The following is a 23,349-nucleotide window of genomic DNA, read 5'->3' as shown; positions in this document are numbered from 1 at the left end:
ATAAGATTGAATTTCATTAACAAATTTGAAATAGCGTCAGCACAGCGCCGACATCCCCATCACCTTTTGCCGCTTCTCTGGAGAGACAACGATGTATCAACATATCAAGGTGCCTGCCGAAGGCAAGAAAATTACCGTCAACACCGACTTTTCGCTGAATGTACCAGACAATCCGGTTGTGCCCTACATCGAGGGAGACGGTACCGGGGTCGACATCAGCCCGGTCATGATCAAGGTGGTGGATGCGGCGGTAGCCAAGGCTTACGGCGGCAAGCGCAAGATCAGCTGGATGGAAATCTACGCCGGCGAGAAATCGACCAAGGTGTATGGTCCGGATGTCTGGCTGCCGCAGGAAACCCTGGACGCGCTGAAGGATTACGTGGTGTCGATCAAGGGGCCGCTGACGACCCCGGTCGGCGGCGGCATCCGCTCGCTGAACGTGGCGCTGCGCCAGCAGCTCGACCTGTATGTCTGCCTGCGTCCGGTGCGCTACTTCAAGGGCGTGCCGTCGCCGGTGCGCGAACCGGAAAAAACCGACATGGTGATCTTCCGTGAAAATTCGGAAGACATCTACGCCGGCATCGAGTGGCAGGAAGGCTCGGAAGGCGCTAAGAAGCTAATCAATTTCCTGATCAAGGAAATGGGCGTCAGCAAGATCCGCTTCCCGGAAACTTCCGGCATCGGCGTCAAGCCGGTGTCGCGCCAGGGTACCGAGCGCTTGATGCGCAAGGCGATCCAGTATGCGATCGACAACGACAAGCCGTCGGTGACGATCGTGCACAAAGGCAACATCATGAAGTACACCGAAGGCGGCTTCCGCGACTGGGCCTATGCGCTGGCGCAAAAGGAATTCGGCGCCGAGCTGGTCGATGGCGGCCCATGGTGCAAGTTCAAGAATCCGAAGACCGGCCATGAAATCATCGTCAAGGATTCGATCGCGGATGCTTTCCTGCAGCAAATCCTGCTGCGCCCGAACGAATACAGCGTGATCGCGACCCTGAACCTGAACGGCGACTATATTTCCGACGCGCTGGCGGCGCAGGTCGGCGGCATCGGCATCGCTCCCGGCGCCAACCTGTCCGATTCGATCGCGATGTTCGAGGCCACCCACGGTACTGCGCCGAAATATGCGGGTAAGGATTACGTCAATCCGGGTTCGCTGATTCTGTCGGCGGAAATGATGTTGCGCCACATGGGCTGGACCGAAGCGGCCGACCTGATCATCGAATCGATGCAGACCTCGATTTCGTCGAAAAAAGTGACCTACGATTTCGCCCGCCTGATGGAAGGCGCGACCCAGGTTTCGTGCTCGGGCTTCGGCGATGTCATGATCGCCAATATGTAAAAATTTCCCAGCGGTAGAAGTAAAGAAGCGTCGGGCTGGCGATCCAGTCCGGCGCTTTTTTTGTTGGTACTCTGAAATAAAAAACCGGCAATAAAAAAGCCCCGCAACGCGGGGCTTTTTAAACGCCTTAACCCGTGCGGATCAAGGAGCTTGAATGTTGGAAGCTTGCTTGCCCTTGGGGCCTTGCGTGACTTCGAAACTGACTTTTTGGCCTTCTTTGAGGGTCTTGAAGCCGTTCATCTGGATTGCGGAAAAGTGTGCAAACAAATCCTCACCGCCATCATCGGGAGTAATGAAGCCGAAACCTTTCGAGTCGTTAAACCACTTGACGGTACCTGTTGCCATAAAAGCGTCTTTCAAATAAGAACAATCACACGAGCCGCAGGAGCAAAAAGCCTCGCGTAACGGGACTTCTTACAACAATGTGCTCTCTTTATTGATAGTAGCCAACTCGTCATCTATCAATACGTGGCCATTGTTTGCGCTAAAATTTGAAAAGTCAAGCAACTTTCTTTGTCAAAAAGGTCACTTCCATCCAGACCTTGATGCAAGTCCTGATTCAGGCCTTGATTTTGGCCGTTTCGAACATCATCTGCACACCGTCGGGAAAACGCGTAGTATCAATCAACGAGCATCAATCGACGAGCGCGTTATCCGGTACCGGATGGCGTAGATATTGAATGGTTTTAAAGCAGAAGACGCATGGCAACCAGGCAAGAGACAGATACCGTCCTGACGCGGCAGGAGAAAAAACTTGCGCCGCCCCCCATGTATCAAGTTCTGTTGCTGAATGACGATTACACTCCCATGGAGTTTGTCGTGGCCATTATTCAGGAATACTTCAACAAGGACCGCGAAGCTGCGACGCAAATTATGCTCAAGGTGCACCGTGACGGAAAGGGTATATGTGGGGTCTATCCGAAAGATATCGCATCCACCAAAGTTAAACTTGTCTTGACCCACGCCCGGAATGCAGGGCACCCCCTGCAATGCGTGATGGAGGAAGCATGATTGCGCAAGAACTGGAAGTTAGTTTACACATGGCCTTTGTCGAAGCCCGGCAATCGCGCCACGAATTCATCACCGTCGAGCACCTGCTGCTGGCATTGCTGGACAATCCTTCGGCGGCCGAGGTGCTGCGCGCCTGCGCAGTCAATATCGACGACCTGCGCAAGGCGCTGTCCAACTTCGTCGCCGACAACACGCCGACCGTCCCCGGCACCAACGAAGTGGATACCCAGCCGACGCTCGGTTTTCAGCGGGTGATCCAGCGCGCCATCATGCACGTGCAGTCGGCCTCCAACGGCAAGAAGGAGGTCACCGGCGCCAACGTGCTGGTGGCGATCTTCGGCGAGAAGGATTCGCACGCGGTGTATTACCTGCATCAGCAGGGCGTGACGCGGCTGGATGTGGTCAACTTCATTTCGCACGGAGTGCGCAAGGATCAACAGGCCGACGCGCAAAAATCCTCGGAAGGCGCGGAAGAGGTTGCAGCCGAAGGCCAGCAGAAGGAAAGCCCGCTCGACCAGTTCACGCAAAACCTGAACCGCCTGGCGATCGAGGGCAAGATCGACCCGTTGATCGGCCGCGAAGCGGAGGTCGAGCGCGTGATCCAGACCTTGTGCCGGCGCCGCAAGAACAATCCGCTGCTGGTCGGCGAAGCGGGGGTCGGCAAGACTGCGATCGCCGAAGGCCTGGCCTGGCGTATCACGCAAAAGGACGTGCCCGAGATCCTGCAGGATGCGATCGTCTATTCGCTCGACATGGGCGCGCTGCTGGCCGGAACCAAATACCGCGGCGATTTCGAGCAGCGGCTGAAAGCGGTGCTGAAGCAATTGAAGGACAGCCCGCACGGCATCCTGTTCATCGACGAAATCCACACCATCATCGGCGCCGGATCGGCCTCCGGCGGCACGCTCGATGCGTCCAATCTGTTGAAGCCGGCGTTGTCTTCCGGCCAGTTGAAATGCATCGGTGCCACCACCTACACCGAGTTTCGCGGCGTGTTCGAAAAGGATCACGCGCTGGCGCGCCGCTTCCAGAAAATCGATGTGAATGAGCCGAGCGTCGAGCAGACGGTGCAGATCCTGCGTGGCCTGAAGTCGCGTTTCGAAGAACATCACGGCATCAAGTATTCGGCGTCGGCGCTGACCTCGGCGGCCGAGTTGGCGGCGCGCTTCATCAACGACCGCCATTTGCCGGACAAGGCGATCGACGTCATCGATGAAGCGGGTGCGGCCCAGCGCGTGCTGCCGAAATCGAAGCAGAAAAAAACCATCGGCAAGGCCGAGATCGAAGACATCATCTCGAAGATCGCCCGCATTCCGCCGCAATCGGTGAATCAGGACGACCGCAGCAAGTTGCAGACGATCGACCGCGATTTGAAGAACGTGGTGTTCGGCCAGGAGCCGGCGATCGACGCGCTGGCTTCGGCGATCAAGATGGCGCGCGCCGGCCTCGGCAAGACCGACAAGCCGATCGGCTCCTTCCTGTTCTCCGGTCCGACCGGGGTCGGCAAGACCGAGGTGGCGAAACAGCTGGCTTTCATTCTCGGCATCGAGCTGATCCGCTTCGACATGTCGGAATACATGGAACGGCATGCGGTGAGCCGCCTGATCGGGGCGCCGCCGGGCTATGTCGGCTTCGATCAGGGTGGCCTGTTGACCGAAGCCGTCACCAAGAAGCCGCACGCGGTGCTGCTGCTGGATGAAATCGAAAAGGCGCATCCGGACATCTTCAACATCCTGCTGCAGGTGATGGACCACGGCACGCTGACCGACAACAACGGTCGCAAGGCGGATTTCCGCAACGTGATCATCATCATGACCACCAATGCCGGCGCCGAAAGCCTGCAGAAGCGTTCGATCGGCTTCACCGACAAGAAGGAAGCCGGCGACGAAATGGCCGACATCAAGCGCATGTTCACGCCGGAATTTCGCAATCGAATCGATGCCATCATCAGCTTCAAGGCACTGGACGAGGAAATCATCCTGCGCGTGGTGGACAAGTTCCTGATGCAACTGGAAGAACAGTTGCATGAGAAGAAAGTCGAGGCGGTGTTCAGCGAAAACCTGCGCCGTTTCCTGGCGCGCAAGGGGTTCGATCCGACCATGGGCGCGCGGCCGATGGCGCGCCTGATCCAGGACATGATCCGCAAGGCGCTGGCCGACGAACTGCTGTTCGGCAAGCTGGTCAACGGCGGCCGGGTGACAGTGGACCTGGACGAAAAAGACCAGGTTCGGCTCGAGTTTCCGGAGAAGGATGCGGCGCCGCCCGCCGCACCGGAGGAAACGGTCGAGGTGGAGTAGCTTCGCACCAGCAAGAAAGCCCGAACGCCTGCGCGCTTCGGGCTTTTTTTTCGCGGTGGGAATACGGCATGCCAAGCGCCGCGGTCGCGCATTCCTGTGGATCGGCGCCGTCTGGGAGTTCCGCTCAGGCTTGTCTTAGCGGTCTCATTGCATCAAATACTCCCTATATCTGGTGCAAAGATCGCCCGAAAAATATACGATTTATCAATATACTCTACGTTATATTGACGCAGGCCGGTGAATCGGCGCGGGTGCGAATGAATTCTCGCCGCGGTTCACGGCACCAGCGGCTTGCCGGCCGCCTGTTTGGCCCTGATTTCGGCCACCGTTTTTTCTATTGTCGGCAACTGGCTGCCGGTGGAGGGATGGATCGCGGTATAGCCGTTGGCTACCGTCGGCGGGAAGCGGCTCGCCAGCCGCTTCCAGAAAGCGGGCGCCTGGTCGACGCTGTAGCCGGCGCGCGCGGCCATGTACAGCGCCAGCGCGTGGGCGCTGGCATCCTGCTCGCCGCTGTAGGTCTTGATGCCGCCGCTGCCGCCCATCGTCGTCATGTCGGGATGGAGCTGGATCAGGTTGTCGATGATGCCGCTGACGGTCGCGCTCATCTTCAGCCGATGCGCATGCGCCAGCGTGTTGTGCGCCATTTCCTTGGCCAGCAGGTAGGCCAGTTCCTGATCCGATTGCGCGAAATTCATCATGCCGCGCGTGATCAGCACGCGCCGTCCGTCCGCATAGGCGTTGACGTTGTCGCTATTGCCGAGTTCGACGCCGAAGGCGCAGGCCCGCGTCAGCGGCACGTTCAGCGTCAGGTTGGCGCCGTTGCGCAGCAAGCTGAGGTTGACGCTGGAACGCGCGGCCACGATCGGCCCCAGCATGGTGGCCGCTGCCCGCTCCGCATCCGGGCCTTGCGGCATCGGCTGGCCGTCAACCGCCAGCAGGATGTCGCCGCGCCGCACGCCGGCCGCCGCCGCGCCGGAAGCCGGCAGCAGCCCGGTGACCTGTAGCCGCTCGCCCAAGCCCAACACGCCGTGTGCGGCGGCGACAAATTCGCTGGAGTAGGAATAGCGGGTTTTCGCGGTGAATCCGAACAGCTTGCGCGCGTTTTTTTCGCACAAAGGCGCGTTGTTGACCAGCAGCGGCGCGGATACGTTATACAGGCGATCCTGCAGCGCCACCAGGTCGCGCAGTTCTTTCTGCTGCGCGCTGTCAACTGCAGGCGACGCCACCGGGCTGGGCTCGCCTGACGACGGCGTCGGCGGTGCTGGCGTGGCGCACGCCGCCAGCAGCATGGCCGCCAGCAGTACGCTGTGCCGCCATGCGATCCCGAGTCTCGCTTTTCCCGCTCCGGATCGCCCGGCCTCGGCCAGCTTCATCATGTCGATCTCCTCCTCAGCGCGTGCCGGTGCTGCCGAAACCGCCGGCACCGCGTTGGCTGACACCAAATTCTTCCACTACGTTGAAGCCGACTTGCAGCGTCGGCACGATCACCAGTTGCGCCAGCCGCTCCATCGGCTCCAGCGTGAAGGCGGCTTGTCCGCGGTTCCAGGTCGATACCATCAACTGGCCCTGGTAATCGGAGTCGATCAGGCCCACCAGGTTCCCCAGCACGATGCCGTGCTTGTGGCCGAGCCCGCTGCGCGGCAGGATCATGGCGGCGTAGCCGGGGTCGGCGATGTGGATCGCCAGCCCGGTCGCGACCAGGTGCGTCTCGCCCGGCCGGATGGTGAGCGGGGCGTCGATACAGGCGCGCAGGTCGAGGCCGGCGCTGCCGGCGGTGGCATAGGCCGGCAGGCAGTCCTGCATGCGGGGGTCGAGAATCTTGAGGTCTATGGTTTTCATATGTTCTTGGATGGCGCGCGGAATTCCGCGCGGATTTGCAGTGGACGACAGCGCAGCCGGCGAACCGGTCAGGTTTGCAGCCGCCGCGCGATTTCGCCGATCAACTGCCGCGCGAGCTGTTGTTTCTGAGCGCGCGGCAGTTGGCTGTGGCCGTGATCGTCGAACAGGACCAGTTCGTTGTCGTCGCGGCCGAAGGTTTGGTGGCCGATATTGCCGACCAGGAGCGGAACGCCTTTTTGCACGCGCTTGGCCTCGCCATACTGCAGCAGGTTTTCCGATTCGGCGGCAAAGCCGACGCAGTAGGGCTTGTTCGGGAGTTGCGCAACCGCGGCCAGGATATCGGGATTTTGCTCGAAGCGCAGTTCAGGTGGAGCGCCCTCAGCATTCTTTTTCAGCTTCTGCGCGCTGGCGTTGGCGACGCGCCAGTCGGCCACGGCGGCGACGGCGATGAACACGTCCTGCCCCGGCACGTGCGCCATCACCATGTCGTGCATCTGCCGCGCGGTCTGGACGTCGATGCGCTGCACCCGGTACGGCGTCGGCAAGGCGGTCGGGCCGGACACCAGCGTGACTTCGGCGCCGGCTTCGCGCGCGGCGCGCGCCAGCGCGTAACCCATCTTGCCCGAGGATAGATTGGTGAGGCCGCGCACCGGGTCGATCGGCTCGAAGGTGGGGCCGGCGGTGAGCAGCACGCGCTTGCCGGCCAACAGCTTGGGCTGGAACGCGGCGATCACTTCCTCCAGCAATTGTTCCGGCTCCAGCATGCGCCCCATGCCAGTTTCGCCACAGGCTTGCTGGCCGGCGTCCGGCCCCAGGATGCCGATGCCGTCCGCGGCCAGAGTCGCAGCGTTGCGCCGGGTGGCCGGGTTTTGCCACATCTCGACGTTCATCGCCGGCGCGATCAACAGCGGCAGCGTCGCCGGCCGCGCCACGCACAGCGTCGACAGCAGGTCGTCACAGGCGCCGTGCGCCAGCTTGGCCATGAAATCGGCGGAGCAGGGCGCAATCACGATCGCATCGGCGCCGCGCGTCAGGTCGATGTGCGGCATGTTGTTGTCGATGCGCGCATCCCACTGGTCGGCATACACCGGATGGCCCGACAGGGCCTGCATCGTCACCGGCGTGATGAAGCGGGTGGCGGCCTGCGTCATCAGCACCTGCACCGTGGCGCCGGCGCCGGTCAGCGCGCGCGTGAACTCGGCCGCCTTGTAGCAGGCAATGCCACCGGAGAGTCCCAGAATGATTTTCTTGCCAGCGAGGTCCATGTGAAATCCTGAAATGGCGTCGCGCAATAGTTTAACAGTCCACAGATGTCGCTTATTTATTGACCCGGCGCAGCTCGTCCAGGACGAACAGCACGGCGCCGACCGTGATTGCGCTATCGGCCACATTGAACGCCGGCCAGTGCCAGCCGGCCAGATGGAAATCCAGGAAATCGATCACATGGCCATAGGCGATGCGGTCGATCACATTGCCGATGGCGCCGCCCAGGATCAGCGCCAGCGCGCTGCAGAATAGTCGCTGGCCGGCGTTTTTCTTCAGCAGGTAGACGATGAAGAGCGCGGCGGCGATGCCGATGGCAGTGAAGAAATAGCGTTGCCAGCCGGCGCTTTGCGCCAAAAAACTGAAGGCGGCGCCCTTGTTATACACCAGCACCAGGTTGAAGAACGAGGTGAGCGGATGCGATTCGCCATAGGCGAACAGGCGCGTGATCGTGATTTTCGTCAGCTGGTCGAGCAGGACGATGATCGTGGCGATGCCAAGCCATGGCGCCAGTCCGGCGCTGGAGGAGGTGGAAAAGCGTTTTCTGTTAGCCATGGTTGCTGCTGCGCTTCGCTTCAAGTGTCGGGTTGGTCAAGCGCGCCCATACGGCGGCGCGGGGTGGTCAGGCAAAGTGACGCTGCTCGCCGGCGCCGAACAGGTTCGAGACGCAGCGGCCGCACAGGCCCGGATGCCCGGCGTCGCTGCCGACATCGGCGCGATAGTGCCAGCAGCGCTCGCACTTCTGGTGCGTGGACGGCGTGACGATCACCGCTTCCTGCTCCGCATCCGCGACTTGCGTCACGTTGGCGGCCGAGGTGATCAGCACGAACTTGAGATCGTCGCCGAGGCTCTCCAGCAGCCGGTATTTGTCGCCGCTGGCACGGATCTCGACTTCGGCCTGCAGCGACGAGCCGATGCCGCCGGCGACCCGCACTTCTTCCAATTGCTTGGTGACTTCGGCGCGGATTTCGCGCAGCGCCGCGAACTTGCCGCGCAGCGCCGCCGCATCGGCGACTGCCGGCAGCGCGTAATAGGTCTGCGTGAAAATCGTCTCGTCGCTGGCGGCGAATTCGGCCGGCTGCGCGAACGCGGCCCAGGCTTCTTCCGCCGTGAACGACAGGGTCGGCGCCATCAGGCGCAGCAGGCTTTGCGTGATGTGCCAGAGCGCGGTTTGCGCCGAACGCCGGGCGTGCGAGGTTGCGCCGCTGGTGTACAGGCGGTCCTTCAGGATGTCGAGGTAAAAGCCGCCCAGGTCTTCCGAGCAGTACATCTGCAGCTTCGAGATCACCGGGTGGAATTCGTACACCTGGTAGTGCTGCAGGATCTCTTCCTGCAGCGCCGCCAGGTTGGCGATCGCATAGCAGTCGATCTCGAGCAATTCGGCGATCGGCAGTGCATCCTGGTGCGGGTCGAAATCGGAGGTGTTCGCCAGCAAAAAGCGCAGGGTATTGCGGATGCGGCGATAGGCTTCCACCACGCGCTTCAGGATTTCGTCGGAGATCGAGAGTTCGCCCGAGTAGTCGGTCGAGGCCACCCACAGGCGCAGGATTTCGGCGCCTAGGGTGTCCGACACTTTCTGCGGCGCCACCACGTTGCCCTTCGACTTCGACATCTTCTTGCCTTCGCCGTCGACCACGAAGCCGTGCGTCAGCAGCGCGTCATAGGGCGCGCGGCCATTCATCATCGACGAGGTCAGGAGCGATGAATGGAACCAGCCGCGGTGCTGGTCCGAGCCTTCCAGGTAGAGGTCGGCGGGAAACTTCGATTGGGCGGTATGCGAACCGCGCAATACGGTCTGGTGCGTGGTGCCGGAATCGAACCAGACGTCCAGCGTGTCCTTGTTCTTCACATAGTCGGCGGCATCGGCGCCAAGCAGTTCGGCCGGATCGAGCGTCTGCCAGGCTTCGATGCCGTGTTTTTCCACCCGCTGCGCCACCTGCTCCAGCAATTCCATCGTGCGCGGGTGCAGTTCGCCGCTTTCCTTGTGCACGAAGAAGGCCATCGGCACGCCCCATTGGCGCTGGCGCGACAGCGTCCAGTCCGGGCGGTTGGCGATCATGCCGTGCAGGCGCGCCTTGCCCCAGGCGGGAAAGAAAGCGGTGTCCTCGATCGCGGCCAGCGCGGTTTCGCGCAGGCTCTTGCCGCCCTCCTTGGGCGTCACATCCATGCCGGCGAACCATTGCGAGGTGGCGCGGTAGATGATCGGCGTCTTGTGGCGCCAGCAGTGCATGTAGCTGTGGTCGAACATCACCAGCTTGAACAGCGCCCCGACTTCTTCCAGCTTGGCGCAGATCGGCTTCGAGGCTTCCCAGATCGTCAGGCCGCCGAAGAACGGCAGCCAGGATGCGTATTTGCCGTCGCCCAGCACCGGTTTCAGGATTTCGTCGTCGCTCATGCCGTGCGCCTTGCACGAGATGAAGTCATCCAGGCCGTAGGCTGGGGCCGAATGGACGATGCCGGTGCCGGCATCCAGCGTCACGTAGTCGCCAACGAAGATCGGCGAAGTGCGGTCGTAGCCCGGATCGCTATCGGCGAACGGATGCTTGAACTTCAGCATCGACAGCGCCTCGCCGCCGGCGGTGGCGATGATCTTGCCTTCCAGGCCATAGCGCTGCAGACAGTCGCCGACCAGCTCCACCGCCAGCAGCAACAACTGGGTTTCGCCGTTGCGCTCGGTCTGCACCAGCGCGTAGCGGTGATCCGGATGCACGTTCAGCGCCTGGTTGGCCGGGATGGTCCACGGTGTGGTGGTCCAGATCACCGCGTAGCCTTTTTCCGTGGGCAACTTGTCGAGGCCGAAGGCGTGGGCGATTTTCTCCGGCTCGGTAAACGGGAAGCCGACGTCGATCGCCGGGTCGCGCTTGTCCTGGTATTCGACCTCCGCTTCGGCCAAGGCCGAGCCGCAGTCGAAGCACCAGTTGACCGGCTTCAAGCCGCGATAGACGTAGCCCTTTTCCAGGATGGTACCGAGCGCGCGGATTTCGTCGGCCTCGTTGCCAAAGTTCATGGTCTTGTACGGGTTGTCCCATTCACCCAGCACGCCAAGACGGATGAAATCCTTCTTCTGCCGTTCGATCTGTTCGCCGGCGTAGGCGCGCGACTTCGCCAGCACTTCGGCGGTCGGCAGGTTCTTGCCGTACTGTTTTTCGATCTGGATTTCGATCGGCATGCCGTGGCAATCCCAGCCCGGCACGTACTGGGCATCGAAGCCCGCCAGGTTGCGCGCCTTGACGATCATGTCCTTCAGGATCTTGTTGACCGCGTGGCCGATGTGGATGTCACCGTTCGCATACGGCGGGCCGTCGTGCAGGATGAATTTCGGCCGGCCAGCGGAGGCCTTGCGGATGCGCTGGTAGACCTTCCTGTCCTGCCATTCCTGCACCCATTTCGGTTCGCGTTTGGCGAGATCGCCGCGCATCGGGAACGGCGTTTCCGGCATGTTGACTGGATGCTTGCTGGCGGTCTTGGCGTTGGGTTTGCTGCTTTTGCTGGATTCGTGATCGGACATGTTGTTCTTTGCTGGAATTGGGGGAGGCAAGGGCGGGCGCGGGGCTGTCTATCCGCGCTGCGGCTGGTTATGGCGCCAGGGCGTCAAATTCGGTCGGTGGCGCCGCGCGCATGGCCACCGCCGTCCTCGCTCTGGAACCAGGCGCGCGCGCGCCTGGCATCGCCTTCGATTGCGGCCGTGAGCGACGGCAAATCGGCATATTTCTCTTCATCCCGCAGCTTTTGCAGGAATTCGATCCGCACCAGCTTGCCATAGCAGTCGCCGCTGTAGTCGAACAGGTGAGTTTCGAGCAGGATGCGGCCGCTGTCGTCCACCGTCGGCCGCAACCCGAGGCTGGCGACGCCGGCCAGCGGCGCCGAGCCCAGTCCGTGCACGCGCACCACGAAGATGCCGGAGAGCGCCGGGCGCTTGTGCCGGATCAGCAGGTTCAGGGTCGGAAAGCCGAGCGAACGTCCGAGTTTCTTGCCGTGAATCACATGGCCAGAAATAGTGTAGGGGCGCCCGAGCAGTTGCCCGGCGCGCATGAAATCGCCGGCGGCCAGCGCGGCGCGCACCGCCGACGACGAAATGCGCGTGCCACCGTTCAGTACCGGCGGCAATGTCTCGACCTGGAAGCCGCAGCGCTGGCCGGCTTGCATCAGGGTTTGGACGTTGCCGGCGCGGCGCGCGCCGAAACAGAAATCGTCGCCGACCATCAGCCATTTCACGTGCAGGCCTTGCACCAGCACCTTGTCGATGAAGTCCTGGGCCGGCATGGCGGCGAAGCGGGCATTGAAATGCTCGACGATGGTGCGGTCGACGCCGGCATTCGACAGGGATTGCAGCTTGTCGCGCAGATTGGCGATACGGGCCGGCGCTTTCGACGGATCGCCGGCCATGCGCGCAAAGAATTCGCGCGGATGCGGCTCGAAGGTCATCACCGCCGCTTCCACGCCCAGATCGGTGGCGGCGGCACGCACGCGCGCCAACAGCGCCTGGTGGCCGCGATGCACGCCGTCGAAGTTGCCGATCGTCAGCGCGCACGGGGCGCGCGAGGCCGCATTGGGAAGTCCGCGAAATACCTTCATGGGAGGTCGATTGAGGAAGCTGTTGCAGAGCTTGCTGCAAAACCTTGGATTATAGATGCTTTTGACATGGTTCCCGGAGACCGGGCGGGTTGCCTGCCAGAGGGTCCTGGCGGTAATAGTGCACCAGCAGGCGATAGATATCGGGATAGGCGGTGGCCAACGGCTGCGGCAGGACGAAGAATGCTTCCGACGCCACCGCGAAAAACTCGGCCGGGTGGCTGGCGGCATAGGGGTCGAGCGGCAAGCCGGCGCACAAGCCCTCATAGTGGGCGGCATGGGCCGGATTGTCCTCGTCGAAATTGTCCGGCAGGCAGCTTTCCAGTTCGTCGACGCGCCGCGTGAAGTCTTCATAGGCGGCGCTGAAGCTGCGCTGCCACGCCGAAACGGCTATGCCGCCGTGATAGGCCGCCAGAAACGGCGGGCAGCCGTTGGCGACGCCGTCGCCCATGTCGATCTTGTGGGCGAATTCGTGGATCACGACGTTATAGCCGGGGATTGTCATGGACGAATCGGCCTGTTCCACGTCTTCCCAGGACAGCACGACTGCGCCGCCAGCGTCCAGCGCCTCACCAGAAACCGGTTCATGCCATTCGTGCATCACTCCGGCCTCGTCCATTTCCGCCTGCGGCACGATGAAGGCGGCCGGATAGACGATCACGCCGGCCATGTCGCGGTACAAGTCGAGCGTCAGGTTGAGTACCGGCAGGCTGGCCTGGGCCGCGATCGATACGGCGATTTCATCGGTGAGTTCGAGTCCGCCGGCGCCGGTGAAGGTCTTTCTGGCCAGCAGGCTTTCGGACAATTGCTTGAGCCGCTCCAACTCCGGCGGCGCCAGGCGCCGTAGAAACGGCAGCCGGGCAACGCTCGCCTGCCACAGTGGAGCGGGGATCTGCGCTTGATCGCGGCGAAATAATTGGCGGAGCCATTGCATGGCTCCATTGTCGCGGATTTCGCCGCCTTGCAATGAATCGGATTGGCGCTAATGCCTGCCCAGCAGTTGCCCCAACAGCGCGCCCACCTGGCCCAGACCGCCTTGCGGCACTTCGCCGTTCGGCGTCAATTTATCGATCAGGCCGGGAAGCAACTCGCTCAAATGGCTGGCCGCCTGCTCGGGCGGCACTCCAGTCTGTTGGGAAATTTGCTGCAGTTGCTCGTCGCCCAGCACTTGCTGCACCTGCTCGGGCGAGATCGGCTGGTTCTGGCCGGGGTTGATCCAGGAGCCGATCACGTGGCCGAGCCCGGCTTCCTGGAATTTGTCCAGCAGGCCTTGCAGGCCGCCCACCTGGCTGTCGTTCGACAGCAGTGCCACGGCCGCCTGCAGCAATTCTGCCTTGGGATCGTCGGTTTGCTGCTGGGCACCGCCCAGCATGCCGAGCGCGCTGTCAAAAAGGCCCATGGTCATTCCCCTGGCTTGGTGAAGCACCAAGGGTAGAAGCGTCCGGCTTTTCGTGCTGCACGATCCGGTGAAAGTTTGATGCTGATTGAAGTTCGGCACGCGGGAACGAACTTTCAGGGCGGCGCCCGGCACACGGGTGGTTTGTTACTTCCGTTATCGCGAATGGAGTATGTGATTTAAATTGAGCTTTTGTATGCGGAAGCAGTGAGGCGGTTTCAAACACGAAGTGCAACATAGGCTAAATCCAGAGGAAGTGTAGCAAGGTTGTAAAAGACCTCATGCGGGGTTCTGTAACCAAGGCATTTGCGGGGGCGGTGGTTGAGTTTGTCGACGGCGGCCTGGAGCGCTTGCTGGCTGACGGTTTTCAGATTGGTGTTCTTCGGGAAATACTGCCGGAGCAAGCCATTGGTGTTTTCATTCAGGCCGCGCTCCCAGGAATGATAGGGGCGGGCAAAGTAGACATCGGCCCGCAGGCGGGCACTGATCAAGGCGTGGTCGGCGAATTCCGATCCGTTGTCGAAGGTGATGGTGTGGCACACCCGCCGATGCGGGCTGAGCAAATCGACCACCACCGCACCCACGCCCTCGGCCTGCTTGCTGTTGGCTGGGGCGGCCAGGGTGAAGCGCGACCGCCGTTCCACCAGCGTCACCAGCACCCCTTGCTGGCCTTTGCCAATCACGGTGTCGCCTTCCCAATCGCCCAGCCGCAGGCGTTGCTCGACCATCAGGGGACGATGCTCGATGCCGATCCGGCCCGGCAGGATTCCCCGACGCCGCCGGCCGCTGCCGTGGCGCTGGCGCCGGGGTTTCTGGCTGCGCAAGTGCCGGATCAAATCGCCGCCGCCACGCCGATCGGCGTAGATCCGTTGATAGACGCTCTCATGACTGATGCCGATCGGGCTGCCCCGTTCCAGCGTCAGGCGGTGGATCGCTTGTTCGGGCGACAGGTCCAGGCGGATATAGGCCTGAACCGCCAACCAGGCGGCGTCGGCAACCCGGCTCGCATTACGACTGTTCTGTTGCCGTGCCAAGGCTTTATCGTGTGCCTGGCCAGGCCGCCATTGATGCACGCCCCGGTTGCGCCGCAGTTCGCGACTGATCGTCGAGCGATGCCGCCCCAGCCGGCGCGCAATCTCGCTGACTGAATGATCGTCTGCCTGCAGTTCGTGAATTTGGTATCGTTCGTCTCGGGTGAGGTGCGTATAGCGCATATTCGGCAACTTTCGACTGGCTGGTCAAAGGGTTCGAATGCTAGCGCATCTCGCCCTCCTTCCGTTGATCGGTGTTGCACTTCGTGTTTGAAACCGCCTGATTGTTATTGGGAGTATCTGGATAAATACGGTACTGACACAGGCATTTCAGGAATGCCATGCGCACGCTGCCCGGTTCCTACATTTCGCCCCAGATGGCGTTGAGCGCGGCGATGGCGGCAAGCCCCGCGGTTTCGGTGCGCAAGACCCGCGCGCCGATCGACAGCATCAGCACCCCTTGCGCCTGGGCGGTGTCTTCCTCGCGCTCGCTGAAACCGCCTTCCGGGCCGATCGCCAGCGTCAGCGATTGCGGCGGGTGGTGGCGCGCCCAGGTGGATAGCGACTGTCCTGCGCGCGGCGAAAACAGCACCCGCAGATGCAGATCGCGTTGCGCGACCCAGTCGTCGAACCGTAGCGGTTCGGCCAGTTGTGCCAGCCGGTTGCGCCCGCTCTGTTCGGTGGCGGCGGCGATGATACCTTGCCAATGCTCCGATTTTTTCGCCGCGCGCTCGGCCGAAAGCCGCACCACGCAACGCTGCGCCGCCAGCGGCTGGATCGCCGAGACGCCCAGTTCCACCGCCTTTTCGATGATCCAGTCCATCTTCGACGCTTCCGGCAAGGCTTGCGCCAGCTTTAGCGCGTACGGCAATTCGGCTTCGCGCGGCGAAAAGGCCTTGATTTCGGCGCTGGCGCGCTTCTTGTCGAGTGCGCCGAGGACCGCGGTAAATTCGCCGCCCTCGCCGTTGAACAGCGTGATGTGCTCGCCGACGGCGGCGCGCACGACCTGCAGGTGATGCGCGACATGCGCGGGCAGGGCGACGACGGTGCCGATCGCCAGCGGCTGCGGGCAATAAAAGCGGGGCATGGCGCGGCCGTCAGCGCAGTGCCCGGATACCGCCTGCCGTCCGGGCGGAACTGCGGTTCGGGGTCTGGGGTGGGCGGGCGGCGGGCACGGCGGGTCTCCTGGATGGCGGGGCGTCAATTTTAAGTCCGCCATCCCCTCTCTGGTAAAATATCGGGCTTTCCTCGTCCCATTTCACCCGCTCGCCCCGAGCCGCCATTGATCTGAACAACATGACTTCTTCGCTCCCCACCACCAAGATGGCCAATGCAATCCGCGCGTTGGCGATGGATGCAGTACAAAAGGCAAATTCCGGGCATCCCGGCATGCCGATGGGGATGGCGGAGATCGCGGTCGCCCTGTGGGCGCGCCACTACCGCCACAATCCGGCCAATCCGCACTGGGCCAACCGCGACCGCTTCGTGCTGTCCAACGGCCACGGCTCGATGCTGCAGTATGCGCTGCTGCACCTGACCGGCTACGACTTGTCGATGGACGAGATCCGCAATTTCCGCCAACTGCATTCCAAAACGCCAGGACACCCGGAAGTGCACGTCACGCCCGGCATCGAAACCACCACCGGCCCGCTCGGCCAGGGGCTGGCCAATGCGGTCGGCATGGCGCTGTCGGAAAAACTGCTGGCGGCCGAATTCAACCAGCCGGATTGCCAACTGGTTGACCATCACACCTATGCCTTCGTCGGCGACGGTTGCCTGATGGAAGGCATTTCGCATGAAGCCTGCTCGCTGGCTGGCACTTTGCGCCTGTCGAAGCTGATCGTGCTGTACGACGACAACGGCATTTCGATCGACGGCAAGGTCGACGGCTGGTTCCGCGACGACACGCCGAAGCGTTTCGAAGCCTATGGCTGGAACGTGATTCGCGCGGTCGACGGCCACGATGTGGATGCGGTCGATGCCGCCATCGCGCAGGCCAAGCAAGCCGACAGGCCGACCCTGATCTGCTGCAGGACGATCATCGGCAAGGGTTCGCCCAACCTGGCCGGCACCGACAAGGTGCACGGTGCCGCACTTGGCGACAAGGAAATCGCGGCGGTGCGCGAAGCGCTCGGCTGGCCGTATGCGCCGTTCGAGATTCCGGCCGACGTCTATCAGGCGTGGAACGCGAAAGCCGCCGGCGCGGCGCGGGAAGGCGAGTGGAACGCCGCGTTCGCACTCTACCGCGAGCGCCACCCGCGCCAGGCGGCGGAATTTCTGCGTCGCATGCAGGGTGAGCTGCCGGCCAACTTCGCCGACACGGTGCAAGCCTATGTCGCCGCCTGCGTCGAGAAAAAGGAAACCATCGCCACCCGCAAGGCCAGCCAGAATGCGATTCAAGCCCTGGCGCCGGTGCTGCCGGAATTCCTTGGCGGCTCGGCCGACCTGACCGGCTCCAACCTGACCAACTGGAAGGAATCGGTCGCGGTGCGCGCCGAGCATGCCGGCAACCATATCAACTACGGCGTACGCGAATTCGGCATGAGCGCGATCATGAACGGCATCGCCTTGCATGGCGGCTACATTCCGTTCGGCGCCACCTTCCTGACCTTCTCCGACTACAGCCGCAATGCCTTGCGCATGGCGGCGCTGATGAAGATCCGCTCGATCTTCGTCTTCACCCACGATTCGATCGGCCTTGGCGAAGACGGCCCGACCCACCAGTCGGTCGAGCATGTCTCCAGCCTGCGCCTGATCCCGCATCTGGACAACTGGCGCCCCTGCGACACGGTCGAATCGGCGGTAGCCTGGGCGCAGGCGGTGGCGCGCCGCGATGGTCCGACGAGCTTGATTTTTTCGCGCCAGAACCTGTCATATCAGGAGCGCAGCGCCGCGCAGATCGCCGCCATCCAGCGCGGCGGCTACGTGCTGAAGGAGGCTCCGAATGCACGCGCGATCCTGATCGCGACCGGTTCCGAGGTCGAACTGGCGGTGCAGGCCGCCGAACAACTGGCAGCCGTCGGCATTCCGGTGCGCGTGGTGTCGATGCCGTCGACCGAGGTTTTTGACCGCCAGGATGCCGCCTATAAGGCCAGCGTGCTGACCAGGGGCGTGCCGCGCGTGGCGGTGGAGGCCGGCGTGACCGCCTTCTGGCACAAATATGTCGGCCTCGATGGCGCGGTGGTCGGGATCGACACCTTCGGCGAATCGGCCCCGGCTGGCGCCTTGTTCAAACATTTCGGCATTACCACCGAGCATCTGGTGTCGGCCGTCAAATCGGTGTTGGTTTAATCGTTTGTAGCTTACTTCATTCAGGAGTTTTCCATGACCATTCGCGTAGCAATCAACGGCTATGGCCGTATCGGCCGCAACATCCTTCGCGCCCATTACGAAGGCGGCAAATTCAAGGGCCAGATCCAGATCGTCGCCATCAACGACCTCGGCAATGCCGAATCGAATGCGCACCTGACCCGCCATGACACCGCGCACGGCAAGTTTCCCGGCACGGTCGCAGTCGAGGGCGATTTCATGGTGGTCAACGGCGACAAGATCAAGGTGTTTGCCGAGCGCAACCCGGCCAACCTGCCGTGGGGCGAATTGAATGTCGATGTCGTGCTGGAATGTACCGGCCTGTTCGCCACCAAGGAAAAGGCTTCGGCCCACCTGAAGGGCGGCGCCAAGAAAGTCATCATCTCGGCCCCGGGCGGCAAGGATGTCGACGCCACCGTCGTCTACGGCGTTAACCATGGCGTGCTGAAAGCGTCCGACACCGTGATCTCGAACGCGTCCTGCACCACCAACTGCCTGGCGCCGCTGGTCAAGCCGCTGCATGACCAGATCGGCCTGGTAAACGGCCTGATGACGACTGTTCACGCCTACACCAACGACCAGGTGCTGACCGACGTCATGCACGAAGACCTGCGCCGCGCCCGCTCGGCGACGATGAGCATGATCCCGACCAAGACCGGCGCCGCCTCGGCGGTCGGCCTGGTGCTGCCGGAACTGAACGGCAAGCTGGACGGCTACGCGATCCGGGTGCCGACCATCAACGTCTCGATCGTCGACCTGTCCTTCATCGCCGCGCGCGACACCACGGTCGATGAAGTCAACGCCATCATGAAGGCCGCCGCCGACAGCGGCCCGCTGAAAGGCATCCTCGAATACAACACCGCGCCGCTGGTGTCGATCGACTTCAACCACAACCCGGCTTCCAGCACCTTTGATGCCACGCTGACCAAGGTCTCGGGCCGCCTGGTCAAGGTGTCGTCGTGGTACGACAACGAGTGGGGCTTCTCGAACCGCATGCTGGATACCACGGCGGCGCTGATGAGCGCCAAGTAATTCCGGAAGTCCAAGTAAAAACGCCCCGCGAAGCGGGGCGTTTTTTATGGGGCGGTCAGGGCTGCACCGAGGGTACGCAGACCGGAAATTCGCGCTTCTTGTGCACCACCGGCCAGTCGCGCCCCTTCAGGATGATGTTCCAGTAGAGGAAGGGCATGAACCACTTCTTCAGCCACCAGTAGGAGCGGCGCGGTACGCGCGGATCGGCCGCGAAGCTGGGCGAAATCACGCCGCCGTAGCTGAACTCCGCCAGCATCACCTTGCCGACCGAAGTGGTCAGCGGACAGGCGGCATAGCCGTCGTATTGCGCCGCGTTGCTGCGGCCCTCGATCGCCTGCAGCAGGTTGCTCACCAGCACCGGCGCCTGGCTCTTGATGGCGGCGGCGGTCTTGCTGTTCGGGGTCGAGGTGCAGTCGCCCAGGCCGTAAACATTCGAATAGCGCACATGGCGCAGGCTGTTCTTGTCCACTTCCAGCCAGCCGTTGGCGTCGGCCAGCGGGCTGTTGCGGATGAATTCCGGCGCGCTCTGCGGCGGTACTACGTGCAGCAGGTCGAAATGAATCTCGGTGCGCTGCTTCTGGCCATCGACCACCGTCTCGAAGGTGGCGATCTTGTCAGTGCCATTGACCGCCACCAGATTGTGGCCGAACTGGAGCTTGGCGTCGTAGGAGGCCATTACCTTTTCCAGCGCCTGCGCATAGAACGGCACGCCGAACACGGCGCCGCCGGCGGTGCAGAAGTGGACCTTGGCGGCAACGCCGCGTTTCTTGAAGGTGTCGGCCGCCAGGTACAGCGCCTTTTGCGGCGCTCCCGGGCATTTGACCGGCGTGCCGGGCTGGGTGAAGACTGCGGTGCCGCCGCCGAACTGGCGCACGCACTCCCAGGTGTAGGGCGCGAGATCGTAGCGGTAATTGCTGGTGACGCCGTTTTTACCCAGCGTCTCGCTCAAGCCCTCGACCGCATCCCAATCGAGCTGGATGCCGGCCGCCACCACCAGGAAGTCGTAGCCGATGCGCGTGCCATCCTCCAGCAGCACCTGCTTGTCATCCGGCTGCAATGCAGCCACGCTGGCGACAATGTGCGTTACTCCGCGCGGCAGGCAATCGTGCAGCTTGCGCCGCGTCGCCGCGGCGGCGTACTGGCCGCCGCCGACCAGGGTCCAGGCCGGCTGGTAATAGTGGAACGACGCGGGATCGATCACGGCAATGTCCAGATCCGGCCTGGCGCGCCGCAAGCGTGCCGCACTGGCGGTGCCGCCGGCACCGCCGCCAATGATGACGACCGCATGTTTGCGGGCAACGGACTGATGGGTATTCATTTTGTGCGCCTTCGGCAAGAACTTCGCAACGGCGGCGAAGCGTCATATTTAAAAAATCTATAAGTGCGATAGATTTTTTATTCTATGAGCCGGCGCAGGCAATCGAAACGAATAAAAAGGAATTTCGATATATCCAATTTCATCAGTCAGCCGGGCCGAGGATCGCTACCCAGAGCTGCTTGACCGCAGCCGCCTCCGGCGCGACCTGCTGTACCTCGACCCGCGCCCGCTGTTCACCCTGCAGCCGCATCTGATGCTGCAGGCGGCGCATGCTGCGGTAGGCATCGGCCACGCGGGTGGCCAGCGCTGGCTCGATCAAGCCCAGTTCGCCGCACAGCTTCAGCAAGCCGATGTTGCCGATGTCGGCCACCAGTTGCGGGAAGCGCGCGGCATGCAGCAGGACCAGGTATTGCACGATGAATTCGATGTCCATCATGCCGCCGGTGTCGTGCTTCAAGTCGAACAGCGGCGTGCGGTTCGGATGGGCCTCGTGCAGCTTGGTGCGCATCGCGGTCACTTCTTTTTTCAGGGCCGAGGCGTCGCGCGCCTGGCACAGGACGGCGGCGCGGATCGCCTCGAATTCGGCGCCGATGGCCGCATCGCCGGCGCAAAAGCGGGCCCGGGTCAGGGCCTGGTGTTCCCACACCCAGGCTGACGACAACTGGTATTTGCGGAAATTCGACAGCGGCGACACCAGGAGGCCGGAGGCGCCGTCCGGGCGCAAGGCGATGTCGATATCGAACAGCGTGCCGGCCGAAGTATGGCTGGTCATCCAGGTGATGAAGCGCTGCGCCAGCTTGGCATACAGCGCCGGTGCTTCCGGATCGTCGTCCTGGTAAAGGAAAATCAGGTCGAGGTCGGAGGCGTAGCCCAGTTCCTTGCCGCCCAGCTTGCCATAGGCGATCACGGCAAACAGCGGGATCTCGCGGTGGCGATTGGCGATCGTGCGCCAGGCGGCGTGGACGGTCTGCGCCACCAGGATGTCGGCCAGCGCCGACAGTTCGTCCGCCAGCCGCTCCACCGTCAGCTCGCCTTCCAGGTCTTGCGCCAGCAGGCGAAACACTTGCACGTGGTGCATTTCGCGCAGGATATCCATCTGCCGTTCGGTGTCGCCGCTGGCGGCATCCAGCTGGCGCTGGCAATCGGCGGCGAAGGCGGGCCAGTCGGAGCCGGTCTTGAGGGTTCTTTCCTCCAGGATTTCATCCAGCAGGATCGGGTGCCGGGTCAGGAACTTGGCGGCCCAGTCGCTGGCGTTGATCATGCGGATCACGCGCACCAGCGTGTACGGATATTCCGTTAGCAGGGCCAGATAGGCGGCGCGGCGCGCGATCGCTTCCAGGAAATCCAGCAGCCGCCCGAGCGTGGCGGCGCGCGCCTGCGGCAAGGCGCCGATCACCGGCAGCGCGGCATTGACCAGCATCGTCATCCGGTTGCGGCTGGCCTCCGGCAGCGACTGCATGCGCGGCGCGTGCCAGGTCAGCAGCAAGCGCTGCGCGGCGGCCGGCGCATCCTCGAAGCCGAGCGATGCCAGGCAGGTGGCCACGGTTTCCGGCGTGTCGCGCTCGGAGAGGGACGAGCCGGGCGCGTCGGTGTCTTCCGCATTTGCGGCCGGGCCGGGGCGCGGGTCGCTGAAGATGGCGTCAAACTGGCCGGCGACGTTGGCGCGCTGCCGTTCCAGTGCTGCCAGCAAGCCATCGGTATCGGCATAACCCATCATCTGCGCCACGCGCAGGCGATCGGCCGGGTTGGTGGGCAGCGTATGGGTTTGGGCGTCGTCCAGGTATTGCAGCCGGTGCTCCAGGTTGCGCAGGAAGGTGTACGACTCCAGCAGTTGCTGCACCGTGGCCGGGGCCAGCAAGTCTTTTTCGGCCAACGTGCGCAAGGTGTCGCGGGTCGAGCGCCCCCGCAATTCGGGGTCGCGGCCGCCCCGGATTAACTGGAATACCTGCACCAGGAATTCGATCTCGCGTATCCCGCCGCGCCCCAGCTTGACGTTATCGCTGCGCTCCGGATGGCGCAGCTCCTGGCGCCTTACCTCGGCCCGGATCTGCGCGTGCATCGAGCGCAGCGCGTCGATCGCGCCGAAATCGAGATAGCGGCGGTAAATGAATGGCCGCACGATATTTTCCAGCGCCTCGATATCGGCCGCGTGGCCGCTGATGGCGCGTGCCTTGATCCAGGCGTAGCGCTCCCACTCGCGCCCCTGCACGATCAGGTAGCGTTCCACCATGTTGAGATTGGCCACCAGCGGGCCGGAGGCGCCGTTCGGGCGCAGCGCCATGTCGACCCGGAAGGTAAAACCGTCGGCGGTGATTTCGGACAGGGCGCCGATCAGCTTCTTGCCCAGGCGGGTGAAGAATTCATGATGCGACAGCGAGCGCTGCCCGGGCGTCGCTATCTGCGTCTCGCCTTCTTCCGCATAGACGAAAATCAGGTCGATATCGGACGAAACGTTCAATTCGGCCCCGCCCAGCTTGCCCATGCCGAGCACGATTAGCTCCTGCGGCTGGCCCGAATCCTGGCCCAGCGGCACCCCATGCAAGGCGCTCAATTCCGCCGTCAACGCCGCCAGATGGGTGCGGATCGCAAATTCGGCGAAGGCCGTCATGGTCGCCACCACTTCGGCCAGGTCGGCGCGCCCGCCCAGGTCGCGTTCGATCAGCACCGCCAGCACCAGGTTGCGCAGGCGCCGCATCGCCGCCGGCAGTGGGGTCCCGCGCTCCATCTCGTTTTGCAAAATGCGAGCAAAGTCGGCCGTGCTCAGGGATAATCGGGCCAGGTCCTGCACCAGTCCGGCGCGTCCAGGCTCGGAGTCTATCCAGCGCGCAACGAACCGGGAGGCGGCATGGCTGGTCAAAAGCGAATTGATCACGGAGGGCGGGTTTGAAAAAGGGTTGTTCGGATTCCGGCGCGGGCATGCGGGTCATGTCCGCAGC

18 protein-coding genes are annotated in these 23,349 nt (G+C 62.8%); 5 read left to right on the top strand and 13 right to left on the bottom strand.

Features of this window, described 5'->3' with window-relative positions:
• Positions 1–91: 91 nt before the first annotated feature.
• Positions 92–1,345 carry an NADP-dependent isocitrate dehydrogenase gene (gene icd / locus ACK2VC_RS04690; RefSeq protein WP_486732437.1) on the top strand — a complete coding sequence of 418 codons (1,254 nt, stop codon included), beginning with the start codon at positions 92–94 and terminating at the stop codon, positions 1,343–1,345.
• A 141-nt stretch (positions 1,346–1,486) separates the two neighbouring features.
• On the opposite strand, the gene cspE is transcribed toward icd, so the two are convergent.
• A complete protein-coding gene (gene cspE, locus ACK2VC_RS04685; protein ID WP_057292838.1) occupies positions 1,487–1,690 on the bottom strand; it encodes a transcription antiterminator/RNA stability regulator CspE in 204 nt (67 codons plus the stop codon).
• 357 nt (positions 1,691–2,047) lie between these two features.
• On the opposite strand from cspE, the gene clpS reads away from it, so the two are divergent.
• Both clpS and clpA read left to right on the top strand, forming a co-directional pair.
• Positions 2,048–2,356 carry an ATP-dependent Clp protease adapter ClpS gene (gene clpS / locus ACK2VC_RS04680; RefSeq protein WP_486732436.1) on the top strand — a complete coding sequence of 103 codons (309 nt, stop codon included), beginning with the start codon at positions 2,048–2,050 and terminating at the stop codon, positions 2,354–2,356.
• Positions 2,353–4,653, top strand: a complete 2,301-nt coding sequence (gene clpA, locus ACK2VC_RS04675) for an ATP-dependent Clp protease ATP-binding subunit ClpA (RefSeq protein WP_486732435.1) — start codon at positions 2,353–2,355, stop codon at positions 4,651–4,653. The genes clpS and clpA overlap by 4 nt, the downstream gene beginning before the upstream one ends.
• A 275-nt stretch (positions 4,654–4,928) precedes the next feature.
• Here the strand turns inward: clpA and ACK2VC_RS04670 are convergent, their stop codons facing one another.
• The 10 genes from ACK2VC_RS04670 to ACK2VC_RS04625 all read right to left on the bottom strand — a co-directional run bounded on the left by ACK2VC_RS04670 (position 4,929) and on the right by ACK2VC_RS04625 (position 15,841).
• Complete coding sequence (locus ACK2VC_RS04670) at positions 4,929–6,029, bottom strand: M48 family metalloprotease (RefSeq protein ID WP_486732434.1); 1,101 nt, start codon at positions 6,027–6,029, stop codon at positions 4,929–4,931.
• A 13-nt stretch (positions 6,030–6,042) separates the two neighbouring features.
• Positions 6,043–6,492, bottom strand: coding sequence for a dUTP diphosphatase (gene dut, locus ACK2VC_RS04665; protein ID WP_486732433.1), 450 nt, complete (start codon positions 6,490–6,492; stop codon positions 6,043–6,045).
• Between the two features lie 68 nt (positions 6,493–6,560).
• Positions 6,561–7,757, bottom strand: a complete 1,197-nt coding sequence (gene coaBC / locus ACK2VC_RS04660) for a bifunctional phosphopantothenoylcysteine decarboxylase/phosphopantothenate--cysteine ligase CoaBC (protein WP_486732432.1) — start codon at positions 7,755–7,757, stop codon at positions 6,561–6,563.
• A gap of 52 nt (positions 7,758–7,809) precedes the next feature.
• Positions 7,810–8,310, bottom strand: coding sequence for a signal peptidase II (lspA, locus tag ACK2VC_RS04655; RefSeq protein ID WP_486732431.1), 501 nt, complete (start codon positions 8,308–8,310; stop codon positions 7,810–7,812).
• A 67-nt stretch (positions 8,311–8,377) separates the two neighbouring features.
• Positions 8,378–11,263, bottom strand: coding sequence for an isoleucine--tRNA ligase (gene ileS, locus ACK2VC_RS04650; RefSeq protein WP_486732430.1), 2,886 nt, complete (start codon positions 11,261–11,263; stop codon positions 8,378–8,380).
• Between the two features lie 83 nt (positions 11,264–11,346).
• On the bottom strand, positions 11,347–12,330 hold the full coding sequence (locus ACK2VC_RS04645) for a bifunctional riboflavin kinase/FAD synthetase (protein WP_486732429.1): 984 nt from the start codon (positions 12,328–12,330) through the stop codon (positions 11,347–11,349).
• Between the two features lie 49 nt (positions 12,331–12,379).
• Positions 12,380–13,261 carry a M90 family metallopeptidase gene (locus tag ACK2VC_RS04640; protein WP_486732428.1) on the bottom strand — a complete coding sequence of 294 codons (882 nt, stop codon included), beginning with the start codon at positions 13,259–13,261 and terminating at the stop codon, positions 12,380–12,382.
• A gap of 48 nt (positions 13,262–13,309) precedes the next feature.
• On the bottom strand, positions 13,310–13,726 hold the full coding sequence (locus ACK2VC_RS04635; protein ID WP_486732427.1) for a YidB family protein: 417 nt from the start codon (positions 13,724–13,726) through the stop codon (positions 13,310–13,312).
• A 215-nt stretch (positions 13,727–13,941) separates the two neighbouring features.
• Entirely contained in the window at positions 13,942–14,937 is a 996-nt protein-coding gene (locus ACK2VC_RS04630) for an IS30 family transposase (protein WP_486730009.1), read from the bottom strand.
• A gap of 178 nt (positions 14,938–15,115) precedes the next feature.
• Positions 15,116–15,841 carry a 16S rRNA (uracil(1498)-N(3))-methyltransferase gene (locus ACK2VC_RS04625; RefSeq protein ID WP_486732426.1) on the bottom strand — a complete coding sequence of 242 codons (726 nt, stop codon included), beginning with the start codon at positions 15,839–15,841 and terminating at the stop codon, positions 15,116–15,118.
• Positions 15,842–16,050: 209 nt separating this feature from the next.
• Here ACK2VC_RS04625 and tkt point away from each other — a divergent pair, with 209 nt between their 5' ends.
• Positions 16,051–18,045 carry a transketolase gene (gene tkt, locus ACK2VC_RS04620; protein WP_486732425.1) on the top strand — a complete coding sequence of 665 codons (1,995 nt, stop codon included), beginning with the start codon at positions 16,051–16,053 and terminating at the stop codon, positions 18,043–18,045.
• Between the two features lie 33 nt (positions 18,046–18,078).
• Entirely contained in the window at positions 18,079–19,095 is a 1,017-nt protein-coding gene (gap, locus tag ACK2VC_RS04615; RefSeq protein ID WP_486732424.1) for a type I glyceraldehyde-3-phosphate dehydrogenase, read from the top strand.
• 55 nt (positions 19,096–19,150) lie between these two features.
• Here gap and ACK2VC_RS04610 read toward each other — a convergent pair whose 3' ends face one another.
• Both ACK2VC_RS04610 and glnE read right to left on the bottom strand, forming a co-directional pair.
• On the bottom strand, positions 19,151–20,413 hold the full coding sequence (locus tag ACK2VC_RS04610) for an NAD(P)/FAD-dependent oxidoreductase (protein WP_486732423.1): 1,263 nt from the start codon (positions 20,411–20,413) through the stop codon (positions 19,151–19,153).
• Positions 20,414–20,555: 142 nt separating this feature from the next.
• Complete coding sequence (glnE, locus tag ACK2VC_RS04605) at positions 20,556–23,285, bottom strand: bifunctional [glutamate--ammonia ligase]-adenylyl-L-tyrosine phosphorylase/[glutamate--ammonia-ligase] adenylyltransferase (RefSeq protein ID WP_486732422.1); 2,730 nt, start codon at positions 23,283–23,285, stop codon at positions 20,556–20,558.
• Positions 23,286–23,349: the final 64 nt, after the last annotated feature.

The sequence above is a fragment of the Herbaspirillum sp. WTB6 genome (assembly GCF_057457785.1).
Note: the sequence above shows the minus strand (reverse complement) of the source record. Positions and strands in the feature narration are given on the sequence as shown.

Coding starts and splice junctions, on each gene's coding strand:
- ACK2VC_RS04640 (WP_486732428.1), bottom strand. CDS start 13,261: ATGCAATGGCTCCGCCAATTATTTCGCCGCGATCAAGCGCAGATCCCC.
- ACK2VC_RS04645 (WP_486732429.1), bottom strand. CDS start 12,330: ATGAAGGTATTTCGCGGACTTCCCAATGCGGCCTCGCGCGCCCCGTGC.
- ACK2VC_RS04610 (WP_486732423.1), bottom strand. CDS start 20,413: ATGAATACCCATCAGTCCGTTGCCCGCAAACATGCGGTCGTCATCATT.
- icd (WP_486732437.1), top strand. CDS start 92: ATGTATCAACATATCAAGGTGCCTGCCGAAGGCAAGAAAATTACCGTC.
- ACK2VC_RS04630 (WP_486730009.1), bottom strand. CDS start 14,937: ATGCGCTATACGCACCTCACCCGAGACGAACGATACCAAATTCACGAA.
- tkt (WP_486732425.1), top strand. CDS start 16,051: ATGACTTCTTCGCTCCCCACCACCAAGATGGCCAATGCAATCCGCGCG.
- ileS (WP_486732430.1), bottom strand. CDS start 11,263: ATGTCCGATCACGAATCCAGCAAAAGCAGCAAACCCAACGCCAAGACC.
- coaBC (WP_486732432.1), bottom strand. CDS start 7,757: ATGGACCTCGCTGGCAAGAAAATCATTCTGGGACTCTCCGGTGGCATT.
- ACK2VC_RS04670 (WP_486732434.1), bottom strand. CDS start 6,029: ATGATGAAGCTGGCCGAGGCCGGGCGATCCGGAGCGGGAAAAGCGAGA.
- clpA (WP_486732435.1), top strand. CDS start 2,353: ATGATTGCGCAAGAACTGGAAGTTAGTTTACACATGGCCTTTGTCGAA.
- lspA (WP_486732431.1), bottom strand. CDS start 8,310: ATGGCTAACAGAAAACGCTTTTCCACCTCCTCCAGCGCCGGACTGGCG.
- clpS (WP_486732436.1), top strand. CDS start 2,048: ATGGCAACCAGGCAAGAGACAGATACCGTCCTGACGCGGCAGGAGAAA.
- ACK2VC_RS04625 (WP_486732426.1), bottom strand. CDS start 15,841: ATGCCCCGCTTTTATTGCCCGCAGCCGCTGGCGATCGGCACCGTCGTC.
- cspE (WP_057292838.1), bottom strand. CDS start 1,690: ATGGCAACAGGTACCGTCAAGTGGTTTAACGACTCGAAAGGTTTCGGC.
- gap (WP_486732424.1), top strand. CDS start 18,079: ATGACCATTCGCGTAGCAATCAACGGCTATGGCCGTATCGGCCGCAAC.
- ACK2VC_RS04635 (WP_486732427.1), bottom strand. CDS start 13,726: ATGGGCCTTTTTGACAGCGCGCTCGGCATGCTGGGCGGTGCCCAGCAG.
- dut (WP_486732433.1), bottom strand. CDS start 6,492: ATGAAAACCATAGACCTCAAGATTCTCGACCCCCGCATGCAGGACTGC.